At 50.5% G+C, this 23739-nt stretch carries 22 protein-coding genes; 17 read left to right on the top strand and 5 right to left on the bottom strand.

All coding sequences use genetic code 11. The features are described 5' to 3' along the window. The first annotated feature begins 10 nt into the window (after window positions 1–10). The 4 genes from FGQ86_RS00625 to FGQ86_RS00610 all read left to right on the top strand — a co-directional run bounded on the left by FGQ86_RS00625 (window position 11) and on the right by FGQ86_RS00610 (window position 3969). Entirely contained in the window at window positions 11–1918 is a 1908-nt protein-coding gene (locus FGQ86_RS00625; RefSeq protein ID WP_033126594.1) for a molybdopterin biosynthesis protein, read from the top strand. Between the two features lie 18 nt (window positions 1919–1936). Beyond that, window positions 1937–2656, top strand: a complete 720-nt coding sequence (locus FGQ86_RS00620) for a HesA/MoeB/ThiF family protein (protein WP_033126593.1) — start codon at window positions 1937–1939, stop codon at window positions 2654–2656. A gap of 9 nt (window positions 2657–2665) precedes the next feature. Continuing rightward, a complete protein-coding gene (locus FGQ86_RS00615; protein WP_138302718.1) occupies window positions 2666–3601 on the top strand; it encodes an MOSC domain-containing protein in 936 nt (311 codons plus the stop codon). Window positions 3602–3675: 74 nt separating this feature from the next. Continuing rightward, the gene (locus tag FGQ86_RS00610) at window positions 3676–3969 is read left to right on the top strand and encodes a hypothetical protein (protein WP_033126591.1); all 294 of its coding nucleotides are present in this window, start codon (window positions 3676–3678) and stop codon (window positions 3967–3969) included. Between the two features lie 73 nt (window positions 3970–4042). On the opposite strand, the gene FGQ86_RS00605 is transcribed toward FGQ86_RS00610, so the two are convergent. Continuing rightward, a complete protein-coding gene (locus FGQ86_RS00605; protein ID WP_138302717.1) occupies window positions 4043–4960 on the bottom strand; it encodes an RluA family pseudouridine synthase in 918 nt (305 codons plus the stop codon). 260 nt (window positions 4961–5220) lie between these two features. Here FGQ86_RS00605 and hrcA point away from each other — a divergent pair, with 260 nt between their 5' ends. From hrcA to dnaJ, 4 genes are all read left to right on the top strand, one after another. After that, entirely contained in the window at window positions 5221–6264 is a 1044-nt protein-coding gene (hrcA, locus tag FGQ86_RS00600) for a heat-inducible transcriptional repressor HrcA (protein WP_033126589.1), read from the top strand. 17 nt (window positions 6265–6281) lie between these two features. Then, a complete protein-coding gene (gene grpE / locus FGQ86_RS00595; protein ID WP_347562459.1) occupies window positions 6282–6968 on the top strand; it encodes a nucleotide exchange factor GrpE in 687 nt (228 codons plus the stop codon). A 45-nt stretch (window positions 6969–7013) separates the two neighbouring features. Further along, a complete protein-coding gene (gene dnaK / locus FGQ86_RS00590; RefSeq protein ID WP_033126588.1) occupies window positions 7014–8903 on the top strand; it encodes a molecular chaperone DnaK in 1890 nt (629 codons plus the stop codon). A 196-nt stretch (window positions 8904–9099) separates the two neighbouring features. Next, a complete protein-coding gene (gene dnaJ, locus FGQ86_RS00585; protein WP_033126587.1) occupies window positions 9100–10284 on the top strand; it encodes a molecular chaperone DnaJ in 1185 nt (394 codons plus the stop codon). A 19-nt stretch (window positions 10285–10303) separates the two neighbouring features. On the opposite strand, the gene FGQ86_RS00580 is transcribed toward dnaJ, so the two are convergent. Beyond that, window positions 10304–11329 (bottom strand): LacI family DNA-binding transcriptional regulator, encoded by a 1026-nt coding sequence (locus tag FGQ86_RS00580; protein ID WP_033126586.1) that lies wholly within the window; start codon window positions 11327–11329, stop codon window positions 10304–10306. Window positions 11330–11614: 285 nt separating this feature from the next. On the opposite strand from FGQ86_RS00580, the gene FGQ86_RS00575 reads away from it, so the two are divergent. From FGQ86_RS00575 to FGQ86_RS00555, 5 genes are read left to right on the top strand one after another with little or no spacing between them, the layout of a single operon-like run. Beyond that, entirely contained in the window at window positions 11615–12937 is a 1323-nt protein-coding gene (locus tag FGQ86_RS00575; RefSeq protein ID WP_138302716.1) for a sugar ABC transporter substrate-binding protein, read from the top strand. 3 nt (window positions 12938–12940) lie between these two features. After that, entirely contained in the window at window positions 12941–13840 is a 900-nt protein-coding gene (locus FGQ86_RS00570) for a sugar ABC transporter permease (RefSeq protein ID WP_033126584.1), read from the top strand. After that, on the top strand, window positions 13812–14663 hold the full coding sequence (locus FGQ86_RS00565; protein ID WP_033126583.1) for a carbohydrate ABC transporter permease: 852 nt from the start codon (window positions 13812–13814) through the stop codon (window positions 14661–14663). The genes FGQ86_RS00570 and FGQ86_RS00565 overlap by 29 nt, the downstream gene beginning before the upstream one ends. A 6-nt stretch (window positions 14664–14669) precedes the next feature. Further along, entirely contained in the window at window positions 14670–15773 is a 1104-nt protein-coding gene (gene ugpC / locus FGQ86_RS00560) for a sn-glycerol-3-phosphate ABC transporter ATP-binding protein UgpC (protein WP_138302715.1), read from the top strand. Window positions 15774–15821: 48 nt separating this feature from the next. Continuing rightward, a complete protein-coding gene (locus tag FGQ86_RS00555; RefSeq protein ID WP_138302714.1) occupies window positions 15822–17150 on the top strand; it encodes a glycoside hydrolase family 32 protein in 1329 nt (442 codons plus the stop codon). Window positions 17151–17243: 93 nt separating this feature from the next. Here FGQ86_RS00555 and FGQ86_RS00550 read toward each other — a convergent pair whose 3' ends face one another. Genes FGQ86_RS00550 through FGQ86_RS16380 form a run of 3 tightly spaced genes read right to left on the bottom strand, consistent with a single transcriptional unit; the run spans window position 17244 to window position 18949 of the window. Further along, complete coding sequence (locus tag FGQ86_RS00550) at window positions 17244–17876, bottom strand: DUF624 domain-containing protein (protein ID WP_138302713.1); 633 nt, start codon at window positions 17874–17876, stop codon at window positions 17244–17246. A gap of 18 nt (window positions 17877–17894) precedes the next feature. Further along, window positions 17895–18662, bottom strand: a complete 768-nt coding sequence (locus tag FGQ86_RS00545; protein WP_243127117.1) for a substrate-binding domain-containing protein — start codon at window positions 18660–18662, stop codon at window positions 17895–17897. Between the two features lie 14 nt (window positions 18663–18676). Beyond that, window positions 18677–18949, bottom strand: a complete 273-nt coding sequence (locus tag FGQ86_RS16380; RefSeq protein ID WP_243127115.1) for a LacI family DNA-binding transcriptional regulator — start codon at window positions 18947–18949, stop codon at window positions 18677–18679. 280 nt (window positions 18950–19229) lie between these two features. On the opposite strand from FGQ86_RS16380, the gene FGQ86_RS00540 reads away from it, so the two are divergent. The 4 genes from FGQ86_RS00540 to FGQ86_RS00525 are packed head-to-tail and all read left to right on the top strand — an operon-like array spanning window position 19230 to window position 23738. Then, the gene (locus FGQ86_RS00540) at window positions 19230–20678 is read left to right on the top strand and encodes a DUF4975 domain-containing protein (protein ID WP_138302712.1); all 1449 of its coding nucleotides are present in this window, start codon (window positions 19230–19232) and stop codon (window positions 20676–20678) included. Between the two features lie 10 nt (window positions 20679–20688). Continuing rightward, the gene (locus FGQ86_RS00535; RefSeq protein WP_138302711.1) at window positions 20689–21981 is read left to right on the top strand and encodes an ABC transporter substrate-binding protein; all 1293 of its coding nucleotides are present in this window, start codon (window positions 20689–20691) and stop codon (window positions 21979–21981) included. Window positions 21982–21990: 9 nt separating this feature from the next. After that, window positions 21991–22914, top strand: a complete 924-nt coding sequence (locus FGQ86_RS00530) for a sugar ABC transporter permease (RefSeq protein WP_138302710.1) — start codon at window positions 21991–21993, stop codon at window positions 22912–22914. After that, on the top strand, window positions 22911–23738 hold the full coding sequence (locus FGQ86_RS00525) for a carbohydrate ABC transporter permease (protein WP_138302709.1): 828 nt from the start codon (window positions 22911–22913) through the stop codon (window positions 23736–23738). The genes FGQ86_RS00530 and FGQ86_RS00525 overlap by 4 nt, the downstream gene beginning before the upstream one ends. Window position 23739: the final 1 nt, after the last annotated feature.

The following is a 23739-nucleotide window of genomic DNA, read 5'->3' as shown; positions in this document are numbered from 1 at the left end:
GAGCAGACATATGGAAAAAAGGAATTTGTATCTGCACACCACGCCGGTGGATGAAGCAAAAGAACTATATAATAAAGAAATTAAGAAGTGTGTGTCGGTTCGAAAAGAGGAGGTACCTGTACAGGACAGCCTGGGACGGATTACAGCGGAGGCGGTTCACGCCGTCTTGTGTTCGCCGCTTTTCAATGCGTCTGCAATGGACGGAATTATGGTGAACGCAGCACGCACGGCAGGAGCCAGCGAGGAGCATCCCCTCACGCTGAAGAGAGGGAAGGATTTTAAGGTGGTGGATACTGGGGATCCGGTCCGGGAGCCCTATAATGCAGTCATCATGGCAGAAGATCTTCTGGAGGTAGACGAGGATACGGTTCAGATTATTGCTGCGGTCTCACCTTGGAGTCATATCCGCCCGATTGGGGAGGATATTGTGGCCGGTGAAATGCTCCTGCCGGGACATCACAGGATCAGGCCGGTGGATATCGGCGTCCTGCTGGGGGGCGGGATTTGCAAGGTTATGGTGACCGCCCGTCCTCGAGTAGGAATCATCCCTACCGGCACGGAGATGATAGCTCCGGGACAGACGCCCAGAGAAGGAGAAATCATCGATTCCAATTCCGGCATGTTTGCCGCACTTGTGCAGCAGTATGGCGGGGAGCCGGATGTGAGCCCCATCATTGAAGATGACTATGAGAAGATCAAAGGGGCAGTCAGCAGGGCTCTGGAAAAAGATGACATAGTAATCGTCAACGCCGGCTCAAGTGCTGGTACAGAGGATTATACGGTTCATGTCATGCGGGAACTGGGAACCGTTTTGATTCACGGTGTTGCCATCAAGCCGGGGAAACCGGTGATTTTGGCGATTGCGGACAATAAACCGGTAATCGGACTTCCAGGATATCCTGTTTCGGCCTACATTGATTTTGCGACCTTTGTAAAGCCGGTCATGGAAATGCTTACTGGTGCTGTTTCCGATGCTCAACCGATGGAGGAGGCAGTGGTCTCTAAACGTCTTGTCTCATCACTGAAGCACAAAGAATATGTGCGTGTTAAAGTAGGGGAAGTGAACGGGAGGCTTGTGGCCTCCCCTCTGGCAAGAGGTGCGGCTGCAGCTACCAGCCTGGTAAAAGCAGATGGCGTGTGTGTTATAGACCAGAACCTGGAGGGATACGAAGCAGGAGAGACGGTACAGGTTGAGCTGTGGCGGCCCAGAGATGAAATCCGGCATACCATTGTTTCCGTAGGAAGCCATGATATGATCATGGATTTTCTGGCCGACCTTCTGCCGACGCTTTTTCCCGGCATGCATCTGTCCAGTACTCATGTGGGCAGTATGGCGGGACTGATGGCGCTGAAACGGGGCGAATCCCACATTGCCCCCACCCATCTTCTGGATGAGGAGACTGGAGTCTATAATACTGCCTATCTGAAACGCATCTTTCCGGACCAGGAGATGGCTCTTATCAAAGGAGTGAGCAGAATCCAGGGACTGATGGTAAAAAAGGGAAATCCGAAGGGAATACGCGGTATAGAAGACCTTCCGGAATGTAGGTATGCTAACCGTCAGCGGGGAGCGGGTACCCGTGTGCTTTTGGACTATCTGCTGAAAAAAGCGGGTATCCGTCCGGAACAGATCGAGGGATATGAGTTGGAGGCAGCGACCCATATGGCGGCTGCGGCTTTGGTGAAAGATGGAGGTGTTGATGCAGCCATGGGCATTTATGCGGCGGCAAAGACCATGGATCTCTCATTTATCCAGGTGGGGGAAGAAGAATATGATTTCGCCATAGATAGAAAGAATCTGGCACTGCCTTTTATTCAGGATTTTATCCACACTCTCCGGTCAGAACAGTTCCATGAAAGAGTGAAGAAGGCCGGCGGATACGGCACGGAGAATACCGGAAAGATTATTCTGATATAAAGACAGGAGAGAAGGCGTATGAGATATGACAGGCAAATCCTGATGGCGGAGATTGGAATTGAAGGGCAGAAAAAGCTGGGAAACTCTGTGGTGACCGTGGTAGGATGCGGCGGCCTGGGGGCGCCAGCCCTTGTCTATCTTGCTGAAGCCGGCGTGGGAACAATCCGCATGGTGGACGGAGACATGGTTTCTGAATCAAATCTGAACCGACAGTTTCTTTACTGGGAAGAAGATATCGGAAAGAAAAAAGCAGACTTGGCAGCGAAAAAGCTGAAAAAGATGAATCCACAGATTTGTGTGGAGGCCCTTTCATGTTATTTGACAGAAGAAAATGTAGATCAGATTCTGGGCAGTTCGGATATTGTCGTGGACTGTGTAGACAGTGTTGAGACGCGGATTCTTGTTGAAAGATATTGCCTTGCACAGGACATTTTTCTTGTAGAAGGCGCTGTGCATGGATTTTACGGATATGTGATGGATATTTCCCGGGAGACGGCCTGTCTGGAATGTATCGGGTATCACCTTGGAAAAAGCCCTGCGTTGGTGCCGGCGCTTGGCGCTGTGGTGGGAGTGATCGGATGCCTGCAGGCGGTAGAAGCAGTGAAAAGGATCCTGGGAGGTAGGGGACTTCTTCTGGGGACTATACTGCAGTATGATGGATTAAGCTGCGAATTTGACAAAATCGAGGTAGAAAAGGATCCCAAATGCAGGGCGCATATGTCCTGTAGGGAAGAGTAGGAGGATGTGATGGGAAGAGTGCTGGGAATCTGTATCAGCGAGAGAAGGGGTACGCAGAAAAAGGAAGTAGAGGAAGCTGTACTCAAGGAAAACTGGGGTATCGAGGGGGACGCCCATGCAGGAAACTGGCATCGCCAAGTGAGCCTTTTGTCTTTTGAAAAGATTGAAGACTTCCGGGCCAAGGGCGCAGATGTGGACTTTGGAGCCTTCGGGGAGAACTTGATCGTGGAGGGATATAACTTGAGAAAACTGCCGGTGGGCACCCGCTTCCACATCGGGGAGGCGGTCCTTGAGCTGACCCAGATCGGCAAGGAATGCCACAGCCACTGCGAAATATATAAGAAGATGGGGGACTGCATCATGCCAAGAGAGGGCGTGTTTGCCGAGGTTGTGAAAGACGGGCGTATCCACAGAGGGGATGAAGTGGAGATGGAGCTTCCGGCATCAGACCGCCCCTTTACGGCGTCGGTCATCACCTTAAGCGACAAGGGGGCTGCGGGAGAGCGGAGGGATGAGAGCGGCCCTCTGGCGGCCCAGATGCTGGAGCAGGCGGGCTATGAGGTGAAGGAGCAGCTGCTCCTTGCAGATGGCATCGAGCCGTTAAAGAGCCAGCTCATCCGCCTGGCGGACCAGCGGCAGATGGATGTGATATTCACCACCGGCGGTACCGGATTTTCCCCCAGGGACTTAACGCCTGAGGCTACCAGGGTTGCCTGCGACCGGATGGCCGATGGTATTGCCCAGGCCATACTCAGCCACTCTCTGTCCATTACCCCCAGGGCCATGTTCAGCCGGGCGGTCTCCGGCATCCGGGGCGGTACTCTGATCGTCAACCTCCCCGGCAGTCCCAAGGCGGTGCGTGAGGCCCTGGAGTTCCTCCTGCCCCAGCTGGGCCACGGGCTTGAGGTCCTGCGGGGGACAGCGGGCGAGTGCGGGAGAAAATAAGGCTTGCCATACAGCGGCGAAAAGCGTACACTGATGCTAGAACGACAGCCCGGGCAGGGCAGGAGGAGAGAGAGATGAAGATTTACGACACAGTAAAAAAGGAAGACGTGGAGATTGCTGATTATAAGGAACTTATCAAGATCATGCAGGATGGACGCCAGGTGGATCTGTATCTGAAGGAGAAAAAGTCGGATGAGGACGGGTACATGACCTGGGATGTGGAGCACTGGTCCAGCATTGCCCCCAAGCGCTTTATCCGCTGCTATTCCCTGGAGGGAAGAGTATTGGGAGAGTCTACCGGACACAATATCTATGATCTGGACAATACTTTTAAGCCTGAGGAGGCTGCAAAGATCGAACTGAGCTAAAAGAGCGTGCTGAAAGCGGACGTGCAAAGAGAAGATCCCGGAGAAGAGAAAATGGTTCCGGGGTCTTCTTTTTTTACTCTTTTGAAGCAGGAGAGGACGATGTGACCTTAAGCACCCTCTGCATATCCTCCGGAAGAGGGGCAGTGAATTCCATAGGTTCCCCGGTCATGGGATGGGAAAAGGACAGCCGGTGGGAGTGGAGTGCCTGCCGGCTGATGTGCGTCATATCCGGATTGTACAGGTAGTCTCCAATGAGAGGATAGCCCAGATACTGCATGTGGACCCGAATCTGGTGGGTGCGGCCGGTTTCCAGCTTCAGTTTTACAAGGCTGTGGGGTCCGTAGTGCCCCAGCGTCTCGTAGTGTGTGACTGCCTCCTCCCCCTTTTCAAGATCCACCATCCGCTCGATGATGGAGGTGCCCTTACGGGCTAAAGGGGCACAGATGGTGCCGGCGGAGGGGGATACGTGCCCGGATACAATGGCCAGATACTCCCGCTCCAGGATCTTTTCTGCTGTCATGGTGGAGAGGATGCCGGCGCTGACCAGGTGCTTAGCCACCACCGTGAGGCCGGAGGTGTCCCGGTCCAGCCGGTTGGAGCAGCGGAAGATGAAGGGCTTTTCCTGCTCTTTGTAGTACCAGGCCAGGGCATTGGCCAGGGTGTTTGTGTAGTTGTTCATGGAGGGATGGACGGGCATGCCGGCGGGCTTGTTGAGGACGATGATGTCCTCGTCCTCATAGACGATATCCAGCGGCAGATGGATGGGCGGGATTTTTTCGGAGACGCCGGCCTCGCGGATGCGCACGGTCAGTGTGTCCCCCTCCTGGACTTGTCGGCGCATATAATAAGGTACACCATTTACAAGGATGCTCTCGGGCATCCTTTTTATGGAGGAAAGATTCTGGCGGGAGTAGCCCTTCCGCCGGAGCACCTGCTCCACCCGAAGGCCGTCCTCTTTATTCCCTATTATATATGAAATGGTCCTGTCCATCCTTTTGTCCTCCTTCTCGGTCCTGACCTCCTGTTTTTCTCTCGGCCCGGTCTGCAGCTCCGGTCCTCTGCGCGCCACGGGAAGGCGTGGTCAGAATCTGAGTATAGCATATAAAATAAGAATTTTCACAAATTTCCTGTAAAGTATAAAAAATTTGTAAATCCTGTTGACAAATAAAAACCATAGTGATACATTAGTAACCGTAGAGATTAGCACTCGTACCAAATGAGTGCTAACAATACAAAAAGGAGGCAGTAAGGATGCAGGCCAAAGATGGACTGGGTGAAAGAAAACTGAAAATCCTTCATGCGATCATCCAGAACTATCTGGAAACAGGTGAGCCCGTGGGCTCCAGGACCATTTCCAAATACACGGACCTGAATTTGAGTTCTGCGACGATCCGCAATGAGATGGCGGATCTGGAAGAGCTGGGATATATCCTGCAGCCCCATACATCAGCGGGAAGGATCCCTTCCGACAAGGGATACCGCTTATATGTGGATATGCTGATGGAGGAGAAGGAACAGGAGCTAAATGAGATGCAGGAGCAGATGCTGGATAAGGCAGACAAGATGGATCAGCTCCTGAAGCAGGCCGCAAGAGTCCTGGCGGCAAACACCAACTATGCGACCATGGTTTCCACTCCCATGAACAGCGCCAACAAGCTGAAGTTCATCCAGCTTTCCCAGGTGGACGATGAGCAGATCATTGCGGTGATCGTGCTTGGAGGAAATGTTATCAAGAACAAGATCATCAATGTAGATGAGCCGCTTGGCAATGAAAATCTCCTGAAGCTGAACATGCTGCTCAACACAACGTTGAACGGTATGTCCATTGAGGAGATCAACCTGGGACTGATAGCAAGGCTGAAGGAGCAGGCGGGCATCCACAGCGCGGTGATCAGCGATGTGCTCGACGCAGTGGCGGACGCTATCCAGGTGGACGAGGATATGCAGATCTACACAAGCGGAGCCACGAATATTTTCAAATATCCGGAGCTCAGTGACAAGAAGAGCGCACAGGAGATCATCAGTGCCTTTGAGGAGAAGCAGCAGCTCACGGAGCTGGTCACGCAGACCCTTTCCCAGGAGGACAACACAGGCATCCAGGTGTATATCGGAGACGAGACGCCGGTGCAGACCATGAAGGACTGCAGTGTCGTCACCGCCACCTATGAATTGGGGGACGGCATGAAGGGAACGATAGGTATCATCGGGCCGAAGCGGATGGATTACGAGCATGTACTGAAATCGCTGAAGCACCTGCAGGGCGAGCTGGATGCGATTTTCCATAATAAAGAATAAGAAAGGTGGATGGACCCTTGGAAGAAAATAAAAACAATCAGGAAGAAGTAAAACAGGAAAAAAGCCAGGAGGAGATGGTAAAGGAGGCCGTGGAAGAGGCTAAGAAGACCGCCTCCGCCCAGGGGGATCCTGGTGACGGCGAGATTCCCGTTGAGGACGGGGAGAAGGAGGAGAAGGCCGGAGCAGACGGCCAGGAGGAGTCTGAGGAGGCTTCCCCGGAGGAAGACAAGGCCGAGGGAAAGAAGCTCTTTGGAAGAAAGAAGAAAGATAAAAAAGATGAGAAGATCGAGGAGCTGACAGATAAGCTCACAAGACAGATGGCTGAGTTTGATAACTTCCGCAAGCGCACGGAGAGGGAGAAATCCCAGATGTACGAGGTTGGTGCGAAAGATATCATAGAAAAGATCCTCCCCATCGTGGACAGCTTCGAGAGAGGCCTGGACGCGGTCAAAGAGGAGGAGAAGGAGCACCCCTTCATGCAGGGCATGGATAAGGTGTACAAACAGATGATGACCACACTGAAGGAGATCGGCGTGACGCCGATCGAGGCGGTGGGCAAGGAGTTCGATCCCGCCTTCCACAACGCAGTGATGCATGTGGAGGATGAGAGCTTAGGCGAAAATATAGTAGCCGAGGAATTCCAGAAGGGCTACATGTACCGTGACAGTGTCGTGAGGCACAGTATGGTGAAGGTGGCCAACTAAAGAGCTAACAATCAAAAATCAAAATATAACAGGAGGAATTACATCATGGGAAAAATCATAGGTATTGACTTAGGTACAACAAACAGCTGTGTAGCCGTCATGGAAGGCGGACAGCCGGTAGTTATCGCGAATACAGAAGGCGCGAGAACCACACCCTCTGTAGTTGCCTTTACAAAGACAGGTGAGCGTCTTGTGGGTGAGCCCGCAAAGCGTCAGGCAGTCACAAACGCTGAGAGAACGATCTCCTCCATCAAGAGAGAGATGGGAACAGACTACAAGGTAGAGATCGACGGCAAGAAATATTCTCCCCAGGAGATTTCAGCCATGATCCTGCAGAAGCTGAAAGCGGACGCAGAGGGCTACCTTGGCGAGAAGGTGTCTGAGGCTGTCATCACAGTTCCCGCTTACTTCAACGACGCACAGCGTCAGGCCACAAAGGATGCCGGAAAGATCGCCGGCCTTGATGTAAAGCGTATCATCAACGAGCCTACAGCGGCAGCGCTGGCATACGGCCTTGACAATGAGAAAGAGCAGAAGATCATGGTATACGACCTGGGCGGCGGTACCTTCGATGTGTCTATCATCGAGATCGGCGACGGCGTTATCGAGGTTCTCTCCACAGCCGGAAACAACAGGCTGGGCGGCGATGACTTTGACCAGAAGGTTACAGACTACATGATCTCCGAGTTCAAGAAGATGGAGGGCGTGGATCTGTCCACAGACAAGATGGCTCTCCAGAGACTGAAGGAAGCTGCTGAGAAGGCTAAGAAGGAGCTTTCTTCCGCTACAACGACAAACATCAACCTTCCGTTCATCACTGCAACAGCAGAGGGACCGAAGCACTTTGATATGAACCTGACAAGGGCAAAATTCGACGAGCTGACACACGACCTGGTAGAGAAGACAGCAGAGCCTGTACAGAGAGCTCTCTCTGACGCGGGCATCACAGCATCCGAGCTTGGCCAGGTACTGCTGGTAGGCGGTTCCACACGTATCCCGGCTGTACAGGATAAGGTAAAACAGCTGACAGGCAAGGAGCCCAGCAAATCCCTGAACCCGGACGAGTGCGTGGCACTTGGGGCTTCCATCCAGGGCGGCAAGCTGGCAGGCGACGCAGGCGCAGGCGATATCCTTCTTCTGGATGTCACACCTCTGTCACTGTCCATCGAGACAATGGGCGGCGTAGCTACAAGGCTGATCGAGAGGAACACGACTATTCCTACAAAGAAGAGCCAGATCTTCTCCACAGCTGCGGACAACCAGACAGCCGTTGACATCAACGTAGTACAGGGTGAGAGACAGTTCGCAAAGGACAACAAATCTCTCGGCCAGTTCAGACTGGACGGCATCCCGCCGGCACCCCGTGGAATACCGCAGATCGAGGTTACATTCGACATCGACGCAAACGGTATTGTAAATGTTTCCGCTAAGGATCTTGGAACAGGAAAAGAGCAGCACATCACCATCACAGCCGGATCCAACATGTCCGAGGAGGATATCGACAAGGCTGTGAAAGAGGCGGCTGCCTTCGAGGCACAGGACAAGAAGCGCAAAGAAGGTATTGACACAAAGAATGATGCGGACGCCTTTGTATTCCAGACAGAGAAGGCTCTCGAGGAAGTGGGAGACAAGATCGACGCCTCCGAGAAGGCCGCTGTTGAGGCTGACTGCAAGGCTCTGAAGGAATTACTGGAAAAAGTAAACATGGAAGATATATCCGACGCGCAGATCGCTGAGATCAAGGCAGGCAAGGACAAACTGATGCAGAGCGCACAGAAGGTATTTGCCAAGATGTACGAGCAGGCAGGCGCAAATGCAGGCGCAGGCGCAGGCCCGAACCCGGGAGCAGGAGCCGGCGCTGACACAGGAGCAGGAGCTGGCCCGGAGGGCTACGGCAGCGATGACGTGGTAGACGGAGATTACAAAGAAGTCTAAGAGACAGGCGGAGCTGTCAGGCAGGCCTGAACCAGGATAAAACCTTGTAAGACTTCAAAGGAAAATCGTTCTGCGGAATTCGAAGGGTGGAGGGTTCCACTTCCTGCGGATCCCGCAGAACTTTGTCTGCATGTACTGCACCCGTGTGGAGGGCATGTACGGCATTTCCCTGAATAAAACGAAAGGTTGATAGAGAATGGCAGAGTCAAAGAGAGATTACTACGAGGTGCTGGGCGTCAGCAGGGACGCGGACGAGGCAACTCTGAAAAAGGCATACAGGAAGGTGGCAAAAAAGTACCATCCTGATATGAATCCCGGAGATAAAGAGGCGGAGCAGAAATTTAAAGAGGCGTCGGAGGCCTACGCGGTCCTGAGCGATCCGGAGAAGCGCCGTCAGTATGACCAGTTCGGCCATGCTGCCTTTGAGGGCGGCGCCGGCGGAGCCGGAGGCTTCGGAGGATTTGATTTCAGCGGCGCTGATTTCAGTGACATCTTCGGAGACATTTTCGGCGATCTGTTCGGCGGAGGCCGGCGCGGAGGAAGGACAAATCAGGGTCCCATGAAGGGGATGAACATCCGCAAGAGCGTCCGCATCACATTTGAGGAGGCTGTGTTTGGCTGCGAGAAGGAGATTGAGGTTGTCCTCAAGGATCCCTGTCCGAAGTGCAACGGGACAGGGGCCAAGCCGGGTACATCCCCCCAGACCTGTCCAAAATGCGGCGGCAAGGGCCAGGTTGTCTACACCCAGCAGTCCTTCTTCGGCACAGTGCAGAACGTACAGACATGTCCGGACTGCCACGGCAGCGGACAGATCATCAAGGACAAGTGCCCGGACTGCGGCGGAACCGGCTATATTTCCAGCAAGAAGAAGATCGCTGTGTCCATCCCGGCGGGTATTGACAACGGACAGAGCGTCCGCATCCGCGAGAAGGGAGAGCCGGGCGTAAACGGCGGCCCGAGAGGAGATCTGCTTGTGGAGGTGGCAGTGTCTCGTCACCCCATCTTTATGCGGCAGGATATGAATATCTTCTCCACAGTGCCCATCTCCTTTGCCCAGGCCGCTCTGGGCGGAGACATCCGCATCAAGACCGTGGACGGCGATGTGGTGTACAATGTAAAGCCGGGCACAAAGACAGACACAAAGGTTCGCCTGCGGGGCAAGGGCGTTCCCTCTGTGCGCAATTCCCAGGTGAGGGGCGACCACTATGTGACGCTGGTCATCCAGACGCCTGAGCACCTGAGCGCTGAGGCAAAGGAAGCCCTGCGGCAGTTTGACGCCCTCTCCGGCAACACATTGAACCAGACGCCGGAGGAGCTGGAGAAGCACAAGAAAAAGAAAAAAGGCTTTATGGATAAAGTAAAGGAGGCTCTTGATGATTAGTCATCAGGGCCTCCCCTTTTTATATGGTCGTGTCCCTCCGGATCAGCACCGGCGGGATGACTCTGTGGACCGGTTCCCTCTGGGGGGCCGGTCTTCTCTTTTTCCGCTCAGCCATCTGCTCAGACAGAAGCTTCATGGCCTGGTCCGCGATGACAGAGACCTGCTGTCCCACGGTGCTGATGGGGATGACCGCCTCACGGGAGATGGGAGAGTTGTCAAAGCCGATGATCTGGTAGGTGTCCGGCAGCCGCCCGTATTTCTGCATGAGGGTGTTGAGGAGCACGTTGGCGTGGGTGTCGTTGGGCATGAAGACTCCCTTTTTCTGTGTGGGATATTTCTCCTCCATATAGTCGATCAGCTCCAGCACCTTTGCTTTGTTCTCATCAAAGGTATCCCCCATGTGGGTCAGGATGAGCTCGTAGGGGACCTGGTTTTCCCGGCAGGTGTCCTCGAAGCCGTGGACACGGCCGGAGGCCGGGACAGTGTCTGGCATTTGCGCGTTCACGTGGATCAGGATGTCGCAGCCGCTTTTTCGAAGAAGGCCGGCAGCCTGGACGCCGCCCATGTAGTTGTCTGTGTTGACGCTGGAAATGAACGCGTCCTCCCTCTCGATCCCCACCACCGGGACGTGATAGGAGGCCAGCTCCTGGGAGGAGATGGTGGGGCTTAAGATGATCATGCCCTCTATATTGTAGGCCAGCAGCTCCTCAATGTATTTGCGCTCCACGTCAGCCCTGGCGTTTCCCGAGAAGACGAGAAACTTGTAGCCGTATGTCTCATAGGTGGCCAGGATCTGGCTGAGCATCTCCGAGTAGTAGTGCATGTACAGGTTGGGGATGATGATGCCCACAAACTCCGTCTGGCCGCTGGCCAGGATACGCCCCACCTTGTTCTCCTTATAGTCAAGCTCCACCAGGGCGTCCGCGATCTTCTGCTGGTTCTCTAAAGTGAGAGAGTCCGGATTGTTGAAGTACCGGGAGATAGTGGTCTTGGAAAAGCCGGTGTAGGCGGCTATGTCTGCAAATGTCACTTTCTTTGCCTTCATATAATTTCAAATCCTCTTTTCTTTGGCTCCCAAGAGGGAGAAGGTTAAATACTGCTTGTAGTATAACAGAAAAAAGGGCGCATTATCAATAAAGTAACCGGTAACAAAACCGGTTTTGTGAAAGGTGTACAAAAAGAGAAGGGAAAAAATGTCAGAAGCGACGAAAGTCTATTTTTCTGTTGACATCCCGTTCCGTGAGAGATATGATTGCATTAAAGGAACCGGTAACTTAACCGGTAACTGAAACGGTTATACTAGAGATCATTTTATAAAGGAGGAGATGTAATGAAGAAATGGAGGCTGTGCCTGACCGGCGTGGTCCTGGCGGCGGCCTGTCTCACCGGCTGTCAGCAGAAGGATCCGGAGCCGGGGGAAGTGGCAGGCTATGACGAGGGAGAGGAGTACCTCTCCATTTGGGTCCACTCCATCGAGGACACAGAAGAGGGACAGGCCTACAAGGAGTCTGTGGACAGCTTCAACGAGGCCTACGACGGAAAGTATTTCGCGGACATTGAGTTCGTGCCCAGAAACGACAGCGGAGGCGGCTATTCAGACAAGGTCAACGCCTCAGTCATGTCGGGGGGACTGCCGGACGTGCTCACTGTGGATGGGCCCAACATTTCAGCCTACGCGGCCAACGGGATCATCCAGCCCCTGGCGGACCTGACCGAGGAGGAGGAGAGCGCGTATCTGCCCTCCATCATCGAGCAGGGGACAGTAAACGATGAGCTGTATGCCCTGGGAGTCATGGAGTCCAGTGTGGGCTTCTACTACAACAAGGACATCATCGAGGAGGCGGGCATCGAGATACCTGATGCAGACCATCCCTGGACCTGGTCCCAGTTCATGGATATTCTGGAGGAGCTGAAGCCCCTCATGGACGAGAAGGACGGCTATCCGCTGGATATGACATTCCCGGTAGGCGAGACAAGTATCTATTACTATGCCCCGTTTGTCTGGTCAGGCGGCGGAGAGCTGGTCAGCGACGACGGGCTGACAGTGGACGGATATTTTAATTCAGACCAGACTAAGGAGGCCATGGAGTTCTTCCGGACTGTCGTAGAAAATGGATATATGTCCGAGGCTCCCATTGACAAGCTCTTTGAGAGCGGACGGGCTGCCTTCAAGTTCGACGGGGCGTGGGAGGTCAACACCATCTACACAAGCTACCCGGATTTCAATCTCGGTGTGGCGCCCTACGTTGTAAGTGATAACTGGGACGGCGGCACCTACACCCCCACAGGCTCCTGGGCGTTTGCAGCCTCTTCTGAGGCGAAGGACATCGATGCGGCCACAGAGCTTGTCAAATGGATGAGCGGTGTGGACAGCGGGATCCGCATCTGGGATATGACAAAGAACTTCCCGTCTACATACGAAGCATTTGAAAACATCGACGTGTTCCAGACAGACGAAAATTACAGCGCCCTGTATCAGCAGCTCACCAACTACGGACACCCGAGACCGAAGACGCCGGTTTACCCCCAGGTGAGCACATGCTTCCAGGAGGTGCTGGAGAGTGTGGCTCTGGGAGGCAAGGACGCCCAGACCGAGCTGGATAAGCAGGTGGAACGGATCGATCAGAAACTGGAACGTTATACAAGGGAGTAAAGGATGAAAAAGAAAAATTCAATTTTGGGAATGGCGTTTTTCGGCCCCGCGCTTGTGCTGCTCACCATATTTCTCTTTCTGCCAATGGTGCTCACATTCGTGTTCAGCTTTACCGACTACTTCGCTCTGAACCCGGAGCTGACCCACTTTGTGGGACTGGAAAACTATTTTAATATTTTTAAGGACGAGCTTTTTGTACAGTCATTTTTAAACACAGTCAAATTTGTCATCATCATCGTGCCCTGCCAGTGCATCGGCGCCCTCGTGCTGGCGCTGGCTATCAACAAGGCGGCACACTGCAAGAAATACTTTAAGGTGGCATTTTTCGTGCCGGTAGTCATGTCCCTGGCTGTTGTCTCCACCCTGTGGATGCAGATCTACAGCCCGGAGGGTATCCTGAACACGCTGCTGGCAAACTTTGGCATTGACGCCCAGCCCTTTATCCACAGCGCCAGCCAGGCGCTGCCCTCCATCGCCATCATGAGCGTATGGCAGGGAGTGGGATACCAGATGATCATTTTCCTGGGAGGGCTGCAGAACATCAACCCGGCCCTCTACGAGGCGGCGGAGATGGATCACGCCAGCGCCTGGCAGAAATTCAAGGACATCACTCTGCCGGAGCTGAAGCCCCTGTGTGTGTTCGTGTTCATCACAGTCACCATCGGCGCGTTCCGCATGCTGGTACAGCCCATGGTCATGACCGGAGGCGGACCGGACCACTCCACCTACACCATCGTGTACGACATTTACGAGACCGGCACCGTGAACTGGGAGATGGGACTGGCGTCCACAATGGCCATTGTATTTACTGTATTCGTAGTCATTCTGACAATCATCCAGAATGTACTGACTAAGGACAAGGAGGAGAAAAAGCATGGTATCAAAAAAGCAAAAGCGAATTAACTGGATCCTGGTAGCTGTGCTGCTGGTGCTTTCCATCTTCTTCCTGTTCCCGGTGATCTGGATGCTGGCCAACTCCTTCAAGCCGGACGCGGCCATCACGGCGGACATGAACTCCATCGCGGCCTTTATCCCGCCGGCGCTGGACGGAAGCTTCTTTGACAACTACATTGAGATCATTACAAACACAAGCTTTCTGAGATATATGGGGAACACCCTTCTCTACGCGGCTATCCTGATCGTGCTCGGTATCATCGTGAACGGCCTTGCGGGATATGCCCTGGCGAAGATCGACTTTCCCTTCCGGGAGCAGTGGCTGCTGATCATCATGATGCTGCTCATCGTGCCCACAGAGACAGTCATCACGATCCATTTCCTGATCATCGCCAAGGCGGGACTTTTGAACACCATCCTGGGCTATATACTGCCGTCCATCGTCAACCCCTTCAACATCTTCCTGTTCCGGCAGGTGTTCGTAAGCCTTCCGGACGACGTGTACGAGGCGGCCCAGCTGGACTTCTGCGGACCTGTGAAATATTTCTTCACCATGGTCATCCCGATGTCCAAGACTGTGGTGGCGACAGTCAGCGTATTTACATTCCTGAATGTGTGGAACGACTACCTGTGGCCGGCACTTGTATTTACATCCAGCGATATGCTGACAGCCCAGATCGGTCTGAACTCCATCACGTCAAATGAAAATACTACCATGGGCCAGACCCTGGCGGTCATCACGCTTGTAACAATCCCTGTCATCATCATCTACTCTCTGTTCTCCAAGCAGATCGTGGAGGGTGTGACATCAACAGGTTCAAAGGAAGGATAAGAGAAGATGAGTTTTATAGAATTTAAAAATGTATGTAAAAGGTATCCCGGATCAGATAAAAATACAGTGGACAATTTAAATCTCAATATCGAGGAGAAGGAGTTTATCGCCTTCGTAGGTCCCTCCGGATGTGGAAAATCCACCACCCTGCGCATGATCGCCGGCTTTGAGGAGATCACAGGGGGAGAGCTCTTTATAGACGGAAAAAAGGTGAACGAGGTGGCGCCCAGAGACAGAGGCATCGCTATGGTGTTCCAGAACTATGCTCTCTATCCCCACATGACTGTGGAGAAGAATATTGGCTACGGCCTGAAGAACATGAAGATGCCGGCTGATGAGATCAAGAAGAAGGTGGACTGGGCCATTGAGATGCTGGGACTGGAGGAGTACCGCTATCGGAAGCCAAAGAACCTCTCCGGCGGCCAGCGCCAGAGGGTTGCCCTGGGGCGCGCCATCGTAAAGAACCAGAAGCTGTTCCTCATGGATGAGCCTCTCTCCAACCTGGACGCCAAGCTCCGTGTCAGCATGAGGACGGAGATCAGCAAGATCCACAGACAGCTGGGAGCCACCACCATCTACGTCACTCACGACCAGGTGGAGGCCATGACTATGGCGGACCGCATTGTCATCATGAAGGAGGGCGTCATCCAGCAGGTAGGAAAGCCCATGGAGCTTTACGACCATCCGGTCAATCAGTTTGTGGCCGGCTTTATCGGATCTCCTCAGATGAACTTCTTTGACGTGACAGTGGAAAATGATACTGTGAAATTCAGCGACGGCAATACCATCACCCTCTCCGAGGGAACGGTAAGGAAGCTGAACGGCCGACAGGGAGAGATGATTCTCGGTATCCGCGGAGAGGACATCAAGATGGACGCCCAGAATATGGAGATCAACGGCGAGAACAGACTTCACGCAGTCATCACGGACACAGAGGTTATGGGAAATGAGAACAACCTGTATTTTGGCTTTGGCGGAGCCCAGGCAGTGGCCAGAGTGTCCAAGTACGAGATCAGCCAGATCGGCGACAAAATTGATTTCGTGTTTATGCCCTCCAAGATGCATTTCTTTGACAGAGAGACAGGTGTGAACTACACGGAGATGCAGTAGAAGGGCTGACAGAAAAAAAGAAAAACTACCATTTATTACGGAGGCAGTATGAAAACGCAGAGATTACACTTGAAGGCGCCGGACAACTGGGTAAACGACCCCAACGGCTTTATATACTACAAAGGATACTACCATCTGTTTTATCAGTATTTCCCCTATGGTCCCCGGTGGGGGACCATGCACTGGGGGCATGCGGTGAGCAGGGATCTGGTGAACTGGGAGCACAAGGATATGGCTCTGTATCCCACCATGCGGGAGGACCAGAACGGCTGCTTCTCCGGAAGCGCGGTGGAGGAGGACGGAAAGCTGTACCTCGTCTACACCGGTGTCCGGTACGAGGTGGTGAACCCGGAGGACCCCCATACATGCCTGAACGAGCAGTTTGAGTCCGCACAGCTCATGATCTCCTCTGAGGACGGCTTTCACTTTGACAATGAGAACGGGAAAAAGGTGATCATCCCGCCCATCACGGACCCGGCCATCGGGGACCGGACCCACACGAGGGATCCCAAGGTATGGAAGAGCGGGGACCACTGGTACCTCGTCCTTGGAAGCACTGTGGAGGAGAAGTACGGGGAGGTGCTCTTCTACCGGAGCGACGATCTCCACACATGGACCTACGTGGACAAGGCCTTCAAGGGCCCTGAGTTTGGCTGGATGTGGGAGTGTCCGGACTACTTTGAGACAGAGGGAGGCAAGGTGCTGATCCTCTCCGCCATGGGCTTCCTTAAGAACGGGGAGAAGGAGAAAAACCAGTCTATCTGCTTTCATGTGGAGTTTGACCAGTCCTCCTGTCGGATGGAGATACCGGATACGTACCAGTTCCTGGACTACGGCATGGATCTGTACGCCCCTCAGACCACACTGGACAGGGAGGGAAGGCGCGTCCTCTCCGCCTGGGTCAGGATGCCCAAGGTCACAGACGAGGGCTGGATCGGCATGTTCTCGACCCCCCGGGTGGTGGAGATGAAGGACGGACACATTTTCTTCCGCATGCACCCCAATGTGCGAGCCGCCTACTCGGAGGAGATACCAGCCGGCTGCCAGCGGGCGGCGGATGGCTATCTGGTGTCCCTTGACCTGGAGGACGAGGAGGAGCTTGATGTAGGCGGATTTGTCATCCGCCGGGAGGGTGACCGGATCTGCACGGACCGGAGCGACGTATTCCCTTCCGCACCGGGAGCTCACATCCGCTCGGAGACGCCGGCCCTGAAGGGGGGCTTCCACCTGGATGTGGTGGTGGACAAGAACCTGGTTGAGGTCTTCGTGAACGACGGAGAGTACGTGATCAGCAACGCTGTGTACGGCCTGGAGGACCAGGTAGGGTACAGCGGTGAGGGGAAGAAGATGAGGATTTACACCGGAAGAGAGAGCTGATGAAAGACTGCCCCTGCTAAACAGATACGGCGAAGCGCCGCTAGAGCTGTTTATCAGGGGCTTTTTGTTGCAGAAAACTTTTGACATACGCGTTTACAGTTCAATATTCTCTTGCTTTAAGACCTTCAGCAGCAGGAAGGAATGGGCGAGAGAAATTAATGAAAATCCTACTGTCAGAAGGAATGAGAGGATCCATTTTATTTTCCCTGGAAACAGTAGAAAGCATCCGACGGGGAGTAGGGAGATGCACAAGCAAATCAAGCTGATGGGGAGATGCTTAAATGCCAAATAGAAAACATTGTGTAAAGCATTTTTCAGTGTCCTTCTGTATGGCTTCGGAAGGATGCTGATATAAAGTAAAAAAACATACAGACAAAACAGGAATAACAGCTGCAGCCAGAAAAGGACTATGCCGGAAGAGCCCTTATGCAAAAAAGGAAGTGTTCTGAGATTAAGAACGCATATACAGACACATCCTGCTGAGAGAAGTCCAGCGAGCCCATTGAGGTGCAGCCCCTGCTTCAGATTGCGAAAAAAATCCCGGTGTATATACGAGTCTGTATGTTCAGCTATCTGCATGGCAGTCTGATAAAGAGCGCAAAGGGCTGTCCCCACGGTGACGATCGGAAGGCAGACGATGATAAATAAAATATTCAGCAGGATTATATCTGCCAGCCGGGTGAAGGCAGAAAAAAATTTCCCGTTTATATCAAAAATGTGTTCCATTAGGATCCCTCCTCATTCCTATTTTGTAGAGTCGCGTATGATCAGTTGGGTGCTGTATTCCGAATATACTTTTGGCGAATCAGGATATTGGATGCGCTCAAGCATCTGACGTGCAGCAGCTATGCCCAGATATTTTTTTGGAGTATAAATAGTGGTCAGTGAAGGAACAATGCGCTCGGATGCGGGAATACCATCAAAACCTACTATACTTACATCTCTGGGGATCTGATAGCCCAATGCCTGGAGCGCATATATCAGCTGAATAGCTGTCCAGTCATTGCCGCAGATGAAGACATCCGGCAGATAAGGCATATCCTGTATTTTTTTGATGACAAACTGAAAATCTCTGAAATCTTCGGATGTCTCATGTAAAAGACAACAGGCCTGATCGATCTCCAGGTGGTGGTCTGACAGGCATCCGCAGAGAGCTTCGTATCTTTCTTGAAATCCCCGCCCTACGTTTGTTGAATATAGATCCCCGATAAAGGCAAATTTTTTGGCACCTTTTTCAATCATCTGACTGACGATCGTATATACATTTCTTTTATTTTCCATCGTGATCACGTCAATATGTTCCATAGCACTTGTATATTTCTTTGGCATATCAACTGTCACAATAGGAAGGTTATATTTTAACAGTGCATTGCAGACGGTCTCATCACAAATCTCCACTATAATAATACCTTTGATAGAAGGATCTTCTATTGCGTTCGGAAATTCCAGTTTTTTCAGGTCACTTTCAGACATAATTCCAATTACCAGATGGTAATGAGCAGCTGAAAGGATTGACTCTATGCCGGTCAGGACAGTTGTCCAGAATTCGGAATCGGTTGCATATGTTCTTGTGAAAAAAGGATGGATCCATTTGTTACCGGAGAGTCGGAAACCTCCTCTTGCTTTGGCAATTGACTTAGGGTGTCCGGATCAAGTTTTTTGTAATTTAGTTCTTTTGCTTTGGCTAAAACAATCTGTTTTGTCTTGGCAGAAACATCGCTGCTGTTTTTTAATGCTTTTGCAACGGTGTTTCTTGAAAGACCGAGTTCTTCTGCTAATTGCTTAATTGTGCATTTCATGCGTTCACCTCCTGTGCATATTCTAGCATGAATTTTGGAGTAAAGAAAGAGAAGTTTGAGGTAAAAAATAAAAATGCACAAAATGCATAAAAATAGTGAGGAAAATTATAGAAAATATACAAAACAAAGACTTTTTTTATATGTAAAAGGGAGGAAAAAGGGAAAAAAGCGACAGATAATTGAAAATTAATGGTGCATATGGTAATATAAATGCACAGAAAGAAAAACAAGATGCACAAAAATAGTAGTTCAAAATGTGCATTTTGAGAAAGGAGTGAATATGGAAGAGTTGCTCTATCAACCAAAGGACGCCTGGGTAGGAGACCTTATACCCTATTATGACGGTGGAATGTTCTATGCGTTTTATCTGCATGATCCGAGAAAAAATCCTAAAGAATATGCAGAGGAGACGACGTGGCATCTTGTGAAGACAAAGGATTTTGTGAATCTGGAGTATAAGGGTGAGGCGATAAAGAGAGGAGGAGAGAAAGATCCGAATTATAATATTTATACGGGGTCTGTCATAAAGGACAGGGACGGAATATATCATGCATTTTACACGGCATATAACAGTCGTGTGATGATAAATGGAAAGAGTATTCAGTCTGTCATGCAGGCGACAGGCCCGGATCCCGAACATCTGGAAACTGTTGAAGATTTTATTTTTACAGCAGATGGGGAACTGTACGAAGAGTTTGACTGGAGAGATCCATATGTCTTCTGGAATGAGGATGAAAACTGTTATGATATGCTTCTGGCAGCACGGATAAAGGGAGCAGGTGAACGGAGAGGAGGATGTGTGGCGCTGTGCAGGTCAAAGGATCTTATGCACTGGAGTTATGAAAAACCTTTCTACGCACCGGGAATGTATATCACAATGGAGTGCCCGGAAGTTTTTAAGATGGGAAGTTACTGGTATCTTGTCTTTTCAACATTTTCGGATCGGTTTGCCACACATTACCGTGTTAGCAGCAGATTGAACGGAGAGTGGGAGATCCCGGAAGAAGACTTGTTTGATACGCGTGCGAACTATGCCATAAAGACCGCCTCTGATGGAAAAAAAAGATATGCTTTTGGATGGATAGCAAGCAAATATGAAAATCGGGATTTCGGCCCATGGGAATGGGGAGGAACGATGGTTTTTCACGAGCTTATACAGGATCCGACAACGGGGCGGCTTAAGACAAAGATGATCAAAGGGATACAAGAGTCATTCCCAAATGAAGAGAAGGATCTGCAGATAAAAAACTATCAGGGAGAGATCAGACAAGAGCAGGATGGAATTTGTCTTGCCGGCAGAACGCTGGGGGCGGCCATGTATCCGCTGTCATCGGAGTGCTTTCTGGCAGAATTTGATGTGGAGGTCCGGAAAGCATCAGAATTCGGGATTTTAGTGCATGTAGACGAGATGATGGAAAAAGGGTATTTTCTCAGAATGGATCCTCAGAAGGGTACAGCTGCATGGGATATGTGGCCCAGGTCCGAAAAAGGATTTTACCAATGGCAGATAAAAGGAGATGTTCCCTGCCAGATCGAGACAGAAAGAAAAATCCCACATAATGATATATATCATATCCAGCTTCTGAAATATAAAGATATATGTATAGTCTACATCAATGAGGAGACGGCACTTTCCTGGAGAATGTATGACCACAAAGGTGGAAATATTGGAGTATATGTTATCCAGGGCGAAGTAAAGGTGAAAAATTTTCATTTGTTAAAAAGATAGGAGGAGAAGAATGAAAAAGAGACTTGTAAGTATAGTATTGGTGCTCGGAATGGTGACAGGTTTGGCGGCAGGATGTGGCTCAACAAAAGAGGAAAACAGTGCTGAAGAGGATGGTGTTACAACAGTCACATGGATGACTTCCAGACCGGTAGATGGAGCGATCGATCAGGTGATGAGACAGATTGCAGATGACTACAGTGAGGAGCAGGGCGGAAAATGGAAGATAAATATTGAGACAACTGCAGATCGCCCATCTTACCTTCAAAAACTGCGTACTCTAATAGCTGGAGACAATATGCCGGACATCATAGACATCGATGCAGATCCTTACTGTCAGGAGCTTGTAGACCAGGGGATGCTGGTGGATGTGAAGAAATTCCTTGAAGATAATGGCAAATACGATGATTATTATCCTACTGCACTGAAATATCAGGAGTTTACAGATGGATCTATGTATACGCTTCCATTAGAGTATCATGTGGAAATGACATGGTACAATAAGGAAATCTTTGATCAGTATAACCTTACACCGCCCAAAACAATGGATGAGTGGCTGCAGGTGTGCAGAACACTGAGCGAGAATGGAATTACTCCTATATCTGTAGATGGAGTGGATAGATGGCCGGTACAGAGATATCTTGCAATGCTTCCTTTCCGTGAGACAGGAAATGAGTTTATCATTGACCTGAGAGATGGAAAAGAGAAAATGAGCAGCGAGACCGGGAAAAAAGCTGCGGAGTTCGTTCAGGAGATGGGACAGTATTTTAATGAAGGATTTGGAGCCACAGACTATGCAACAGCTCAGTCAATGTTCTTGGATGGAAAATCAGCTATGTACTATATAGGTGATTGGGAGATTGCGGCTATGCAGAAGGCATATGAGCAGGGGAAAATTGACTACTTCTATCTGCCTATGACTGATGATGCAACGACTAAAGAGAATGAGTTTTGTGTGAATTCCGGAATTGGAATGGCTTTTAATGCAGAAACCTTTGATGAGAAAACAAAAGATTTTATCCTGTATGTGATTGATAATTATGGAAAACTCTATGCTGGAAAGCAGCAGATGTCACCTATCAAAACAGATTTGCCTGATGATGTGGAATTTTCAGATCTCTACCTGCGTATCAGGGACGATATGGAGAACACGGGAGAAAACTTTTTGAAGCCATGGGATACTTATCTGGATTCGGATACGAATACAGTTATGCAGGACAATCTTCTTTTGTTAGCTTCGGGCGATATGTCTGTGGATGACTTCTGTACTATGATTGATGATTCGATTGCGCAAAATGCAAAATAGGAGGGAAAGATGGGCGTCATAAGAAACAGAAAAGCTTTTTTGGCATTTTTGCTGCCGGGGCTGCTGTTCTATATTTTTGCAGTTTTCTATCCAATAGAAGAATCTATCCGGTTAAGCTTTATGGAGTGGGGCGGTGTCGGCGAGAAAACCTTTGTCGGACTGGATAACTATATTCAGATGTTCCATGATAAAGTGTTTTACACAGCATTTTTAAATAATCTGATCTATCTCGTGATTGTTGTGGCTATGCAGCTTGGAATCGGCCTTTTGTTTGCCGTTATGCTTACCTACATGACCAAACACGTGACGCTGATCAAGACATTGTATTATGTGCCGTGTATTGTTACGACTGTAGCCATCGGTCAGCTTTTCAGAAGTATGTATTCCACGGAACCTATGGGACTTATAAACCAATTTCTCCAGGCTATTGGCCTGGAGAATCTGGTTACATCCTGGCTGGCAAATGTGAGTACAGCATTGGCGGCAGTCTCCATACCGGAAGGATGGAGATTTACCGGGATGTATATGGTCATTTTTTACGCGGCGCTTGTCTCGCTGGATCCGTCAGTGTATGAGGCGGCTAAAGTAGATGGGGCTACGGAATTCCAGATTTTTTTCCGCATCAAACTGCCGTTGATCAAGGATATTATCCTGCTGACATTAACTATGTGTCTGACAGGAGCTCTGAGAGGATTTGATATACCCTATCTGCTGACAAATGGTGGACCTGGAAACGCCAGCGAACTGATGTCAACCTATATGTACAAAAAAGCGTTTTCAAGCAATCAATATGGCTATGGAAGTGCTCTGGCAGTATTCATAATAGTGGAAAGTATTCTGGTAGTGTTTATCCTTCGTAAGATTTTTATGACAGAAGAGGAAAAAGAGGCCAGGAGGATGAAAAGAGAGAAGAAAAGGAGGAGGGCTCAATGAAAAAGAAAGTGCTGAAGATAGCGTTTGTCCTGGTGATCCTGGCTTTCTTGATCGTCCAGATCTATCCGGTTATTTGGCTGTTTATTGCTAGCATAAAACCGACTGTTGAGCTTTCGAGCCAGCCGTTTGCTCTGCCGCAAACTATTACTTTTGAGAATTTTGCCAAAGTACTCGGAGATGGAAACATTGGGACTTACATGTGGAATAGCTTAAAAGTGACAGGAATTTCTCTTCTCCTTATTATTGCTCTGAGTGCAACAGCCGGATATGCTCTTTCTAAGTTCAGGGTACGGGGAAGAGAAAAGATTTATTCTTTCTTTACTTTTGGCATTATGATTCCGGTGCAGATCACGCTTATTCCGCTGTTTATTTTTTATAGCAAAATGGGAATATTGAACACGAGCTTTGCACTTATTCTGCCACAGGTGGGGTTTGCGTTACCGCTTTCAGTCATGATGTTTGTAAGTTTCTATGAGTTTGTGCCAGATGAACTGATTGAAGCTGCTATTGTAGACGGGTGCTCACCGTTCCGGACTTTTATCCAGATTGTATTTCCGCTGGCGAGAAACACTGTGATTACCATTGCATCAATGTACAGTATATTGATATGGAATGATTTTATATTTGCCAATACATTTGTCAGTGAAAATTCCGCCAAAACAGTGGCCATGGGATTGAAAGATTACGTAGGGGCATTTGGAAATGTAGATTGGGGAGCTACATTTGCGGCAATCGCAATTTCTATACTTCCACCGCTTATTATCTATTTTGCCCTAAATAAATGGGTGACTGCAGGTATGACCGCAGGTGCTACTAAAGGATAGA

This window comes from Clostridium sp. BSD2780061688st1 H5, assembly GCF_005845155.1.
GTDB classification, from domain to species: Bacteria; Bacillota; Clostridia; order Lachnospirales; family Lachnospiraceae; genus Claveliimonas; species Claveliimonas intestinigallinarum.
This window is presented reverse-complemented; position numbering and strand designations above follow the sequence as displayed.